Source organism: Waterburya agarophytonicola KI4 (assembly GCF_020640915.1).
GTDB classification, from domain to species: Bacteria; Cyanobacteriota; Cyanobacteriia; order Cyanobacteriales; family Xenococcaceae; genus Waterburya; species Waterburya agarophytonicola.
Window position 1 is genome coordinate 1 of the sequence record NZ_JADWDC010000120.1, and the last position, 5,393, is coordinate 5,393.

Here is a 5,393-nt window from a genome sequence, read left to right on the forward strand (position 1 = left end):
GACTTAATTATCTTGAATTACTTCATGTTGCATTCTGACGTGCGGAAGGTGGGTTGAAGGATTATTTCCCATAATGGCTTGCCATTGTTCTTGAGTAACTGGATATTTTCCCATTAGGAAAGAATATCTAATATTCACTTGATGCTGATTTTTGGAATCACCCATCATAAATTTTCCAGGGAGAATGAGTACCATTTCTAGGTCTACCGCATCACTGAGTTTTTCAACAAGCTGTTTTTCTTGCTTTGTTTGTTTTTTAATTTCCCATTCTTCATCATTTCTACTGAGGAGATTGATTCTCTGTAATAACCCTTTGGGTTTTCGCTCTAGTTTGGCAGTGACAAATTCAAAAATTTCATATATTTCTGGCTCAATAACAACTTCTGCAACTTCAAATTCCTCGGTTTGTAGCTCAATACCTTGAAGGAGAACAATTTTTGCCGATTCATACTCTAGGTCTTGCAATGGTGGAAAATTACCAATATTGTATTTTGCAGCTTTTAGTTCTTCTCTGGCAAAGCGGGCATAATCTCCTCCCAAATTTAGCAGAATTTCCTTACTTACTTTGGCAAAAGGATAGATAATATTTCCGTATTCTGGATTAATTTCTTCTAGAGGTTTCTTTAACTCGGCTAAAAAGTCCCTTAACTCAATCCCAATGCGCTCTGCTATATAGCGCGAAACCCGCTCAAAAACTTTGAGACTAAGAGATTTTGTCGAACTGGTTTGTAAGACGTTTCTCACTTCTGGACTGATGAAGTCATAAAGTACTAGATCGGGATCTTGAGATTGGGGATAGTCTTGACTAACTTGTAAAATTCCGCTTAAAAATACTTCTGCAATTTGGGTTTGTCCTGCTTCGGGTAATATCTCACTACGAATTAATCTGACTACTGGTAGAAAGATGGTGGGAGTTGCTGCTAGTAATTCAGCTAATTCTTGAGCTAAGGGGGAAGAGTTATTGCGAAAACGACGGACTATAGCATTTGCATCTAAATCTTTTGGCGATCGCCTTAATGATTGTCCATCTGAGCTTGGTTTAGATGGCAATATAAATCCTGCAACTTTGCGATCGCTTCTCCCTGCAACAACATGACTCCATTGTTCTACACTTTTGGCTTCTAAAGTAAATACAGGAATTTTTAAATTAGGATTATTAAACACATCTTCCCACAGCAAAATATCTTTAACGAGTAATTGTCGATTTTTTACTCCTGGCTCACTGCTAAAAAATGTAACTTTTGCTCCTTCTGTAAGTCCAGTTTTTAACCACAACCATTCGGGAAGCATTTGCAGAATAGCTAGAGGGCTAGTTTGCTGCCATTGTTGTAGTAGCGAGTAAATCTTACCGTTGTGCCAATAGTCCGCCACGCAATCGCTCAGAACAATAATAATTCGCCTACCATTGGGATTTAGTAACTCTTTGGGAGTAGAAATGATTCCACAATCCACTTCTAATCCTTTATAAAGTCTCAATTTATTATCTTGTTCGACTAATTTCCAGACTCGAACATCGCGAAAGATACCATAGTTACCCAGGAATAGAATTAGATCTTTAATAGTTTGATGCCAAATATTTAAGGAAGCATGACCATCTACCACTAAAGCTATTTCCAGCCAAGGCTCTAATACTGGTTTGAATACAGGAGCTAAAACTGCTTTATTAGTGGCTGCATAGCTTTCTGCTGTTTCTATCTCATCTAAAATTTCGGGACGACTTTGGGCGGGAACTCTTTTTAATAAGGCTCTTAATGCTCTGGCTAAACCAAGAGAACGACCCAGATCGGTGGGATTATCTACGGGAAAAGTTAAAACATCTCCTACCGTTTTTCCTTGAGGCTGTGGAGGATAAAGTTCTCCTTGTGGTTTTTTTTGTTTTTTGTTGTCTTCTAGGTTTTCTTGGTTATTTCCTGATCCAGAATCATTCTGAGAAGTGATAGAAGGCTTTGTTGATGTTTGGTTATTACCTGACTTTTTCTTTCCTGGTTTGTTTATATTTTTTGGCTGCTGCGTAGAATTATCTGCCGTTTGATTTTCGGCTGATTCTTCAATTTGAGGCGCATTTAACAGCAACCAACACATATCAGCCAGTTCGTAGCTATCCATAGCTAGTTCTGATTGATTGAGCGTTTCTAACAACTTGCCGAAGCGATCAGGTTTTGCCAAGGAGTAATCATCGCTCATCCTAGACCCTCAGTATCGCTTAAACTCTTAAAGAGCAACTCTTCAATTAAATCTGACGAACTAAGTTCCGAGGAAACTCCTCCCGTTGCCAGATAAATTTTATTCAAAAGTTGATCTGTTGCCACGTCCTTTTTAGCTAAAAATCTGTCAATTAGAGGCTCGATTTCAGTTTTAGACTGCTGAAAATATGTTTCTCCCATATGAGCTTTCACAATTGAAAGCAAATTATCCCTCATGGGATTGGGCATATTGATTCTGATGCAGCGACGTTTGAAAGCAGGAGGAAAATCTCGTTCTCCATTACTGGTCATCACCACTATCGGAAAAGCCTTGCAGCCAATTAAACCACTATTCAATTTCACAGAAAAGTCAATATCTTGACCTTGTTCGTCTTTGCCTTTATCTTCGGTAAACACAGTAACTGGCTCGCCTGGATTTTGCTTAAACCAACGTTTTAATTCGGGAATTTGATATTCCCCCTCTTCAAATAAATTAAGTAAATCATTAGGCAAGTTGATGTCACTTTTATCCACTTCATCCACTAAGAGAACCCTAGGTAACTTAGAAGGTAAAAAAGCCGTTCCCAATGCCCCTAGAGTAATATAAGAGCCAATATCTTGTTTATTTTCTTCCTGCAAACGAGCGATCGCATCATAGCGATACAAACCATCCTGAAGAGTTGTTCGAGCCGTAATTGACCATTTAAGTACAGATCCCAAATTTAACTGATAAGCTAAAGCATAAGCCAAAGAAGTTTTACCAGAACCAGGACGACCAGTTACCAATAAAGGACGGCGCAAACATAAGGCAGAATTGACACCTGCGATAACCAATTCAATATTTTTCTTTTGGCGATCAAGTTTTTCTCGATCTCCAGAACTGTCTTGCTCCATCTCTTGAGGCTTTTGTAGCCGAAATTTACTTCCCCGCTCCTTATCTTCTTTTGAAGTAGCTTGTTTCAAGTTAATCCACCGTTCTTTGTCATCGGCAAGAATGTCTCGATTAAATTTTCTCCAAGGAGGCGGTTCTGGTAGATTTAGTTCTTCTTCTTTAATGCGATCGCCATTACCATTAAATGGATGCCAGTGTATTTTTTCCGTTTCATTCATTGTAAATATCTGTCTTGAATTTTTAATAACAAACGTCGTCAGGGATTAGTTCGGGGTCTTCTAGAAGCATCCCAAAATAGTATCCTGGATAAGTTTTGCGTTTCTTTTTATCTGAAGTTCCCCAAGGTATTCTTCTCATATTCCAAGTTTTTTCTAATAATTTCTGACAGCGATTATTCAAATTGTTTTTAGATAGACACTCTTCAAATTTACTTTCAATATTTACTTTTTCTGGAACACAATACCAATACCAAAAGACAATTGGTATCCCACTGTTATAAATAAATTCAAATAACTCTATTCTTTTATCAATTTCGGAGGGTAAAGAAGATTTCCAATTTACTCCCCAAATAAAACTACATTCTTGTAGGGTAATTTGCAATTCAATCCAATTGTCTATACAATCCTTCTCTGAAATTTCAAGGATGTTAGGCTTTTGAGTTTGATCTATAATTTCCTTGATAATAGTTTTAGTTACTTTTTTATGATTATCATTAGCTATAAAATCACTTAGTTTTTTCCAACCATTTTCTAGCAAATCTATACGACTATTTTGTTTATAACGCTCTCTACTTCTAAGAAAGATACAATATTTTGTAATTAAATTTTTAGTAAAAGCTTGATTTTTTGATTCCATCAACCATTCTTCAAGGCTAGTATTTAAGCTTATAATAGGTAGAAAAACTTCTACTCTTAAATTACCAATTCCTTTGTTTCTAAATTCACTGTCTTGTTCTAGTTTATCGATGTACTGTCTGATAACTTGAGGGATATCCTGAAATTCATCACAATATATACCAATTGTCTCCGATGATAGCTGAATATCTATTATCTCCTCATTTTGACATTTTAATTGTGCTTTAACTTCCCACTTATCTTGATTTTTTCCATTACCACAGCGATCAACGATAATAAATAAGATGGGATTTGAGTTCTCATGTTGTGATTTATTTTGACTTTGATTATTTTCACCAATAGCTAATTCCTGACTAGCTTGTTTCAGCCAAAAATCAATTTTATTACTATAAGGTTTTAATAATTGTCCAAATTCTAATATGATTTGACTAGGATTGTAGAGAGTAACAATTTTTTGCTTTAAAAAATCATAATTTTTAGTAAAACACAAACTTTTAAGATATTTTTTATCATCTTTAGTCAACTCTTTTATGTTTTTACAAGCGTCCCAAATATCTTGCCATTTAACTTCGTTCAAAATTAGACATAAAGCTTTCCAAATATTTTCAACGCTTGGCTCAATGAAATTTTTATTAATTTCCAATTCACTTTCAAACTCACCTGAAAGAGATTTGTTATTCTCTTGCTTCTGTTGATTTATAGCAATTTGTTTAACGACTTTTAATAAATTTTGATAATAGTCACTGTTCTCTTCATAAAAGTTAATTGCCTCAAGTAAAAGATCGAATTGATTGGGAAACCCACTTAAAACTTTTAGAATGGACAGAATAGATCCCCGAAGTGCGTTTATTTTCTTTACTGGTCTAGCAAGATCGCCTAACAAATCAATAATCTCGTTCCTACTCTGAGGATCTTGAATACTTGGGCAATTTTCTAAAGCCTCAATAAGTATTTTAAAATCACGATCTGTTAAATTTGTTGGCACTTTTAACAACATTATCTATCGGCAAACTCCTCAGACAACATTTCAATTGCTATTTTTCTGAGATTTTGCATCTCAGCAGAATTATTTTCGTAGAGCATATCCATAACATCTAAAACTTCTGCTAGTCCGCCTGAATAACTGCGAGATGTTTTAATCATGCTCAACACTACGCTATTAGCTTTGTCTCCCATATCTATTTTGCTGGATATTTGTTTTCGTAAATTCAAAATAATGTCTTTGCGACTTTGAGGATCTTGTATTGAGTCACACTCTAAAAAACAATCTCTTAATTTTCCTAACTCTTTAATAGTTAATTTTCGAGGTAATTGATAGTTATCATTATTGACTAATTTAGAAGCCGATTCAATTTTGCTAAATCCTTCTTTTATATTGCCTGACCAATCTTGATACATCCAATAGGAAGCAATACTTCTCGGTTAAGTATCAAACAGAGTTAAAAATTGCAAAAGTAGGCTCTT

General features: G+C 35.3%; 4 protein-coding genes. All 4 read right to left on the reverse strand.

Annotated features, from left to right (window positions below):
* Window positions 1-3 precede the first annotated feature (3 nt).
* From I4641_RS23040 to I4641_RS23055, 4 genes are read right to left on the reverse strand one after another with little or no spacing between them, the layout of a single operon-like run.
* Window positions 4-2,184, reverse strand: coding sequence for an SAV_2336 N-terminal domain-related protein (locus I4641_RS23040; protein ID WP_229642925.1), 2,181 nt, complete (start codon window positions 2,182-2,184; stop codon window positions 4-6).
* Entirely contained in the window at window positions 2,181-3,293 is a 1,113-nt protein-coding gene (locus I4641_RS23045) for an AAA family ATPase (RefSeq protein ID WP_229642926.1), read from the reverse strand. The genes I4641_RS23040 and I4641_RS23045 overlap by 4 nt, the downstream gene beginning before the upstream one ends.
* Window positions 3,294-3,315: 22 nt before the next feature.
* A complete protein-coding gene (locus tag I4641_RS23050) occupies window positions 3,316-4,914 on the reverse strand; it encodes a VMAP-C domain-containing protein (protein ID WP_229642927.1) in 1,599 nt (532 codons plus the stop codon).
* An 11-nt stretch (window positions 4,915-4,925) separates the two neighbouring features.
* On the reverse strand, window positions 4,926-5,327 hold the full coding sequence (locus tag I4641_RS23055; RefSeq protein WP_229642928.1) for an effector-associated domain 2-containing protein: 402 nt from the start codon (window positions 5,325-5,327) through the stop codon (window positions 4,926-4,928).
* Between the last annotated feature and the right edge of the window lie 66 nt (window positions 5,328-5,393).

Coding starts and splice junctions, on each gene's coding strand:
- I4641_RS23040 (WP_229642925.1), bottom strand. CDS start 2,184: ATGAGCGATGATTACTCCTTGGCAAAACCTGATCGCTTCGGCAAGTTG.
- I4641_RS23045 (WP_229642926.1), bottom strand. CDS start 3,293: ATGAATGAAACGGAAAAAATACACTGGCATCCATTTAATGGTAATGGC.
- I4641_RS23055 (WP_229642928.1), bottom strand. CDS start 5,327: ATGTATCAAGATTGGTCAGGCAATATAAAAGAAGGATTTAGCAAAATT.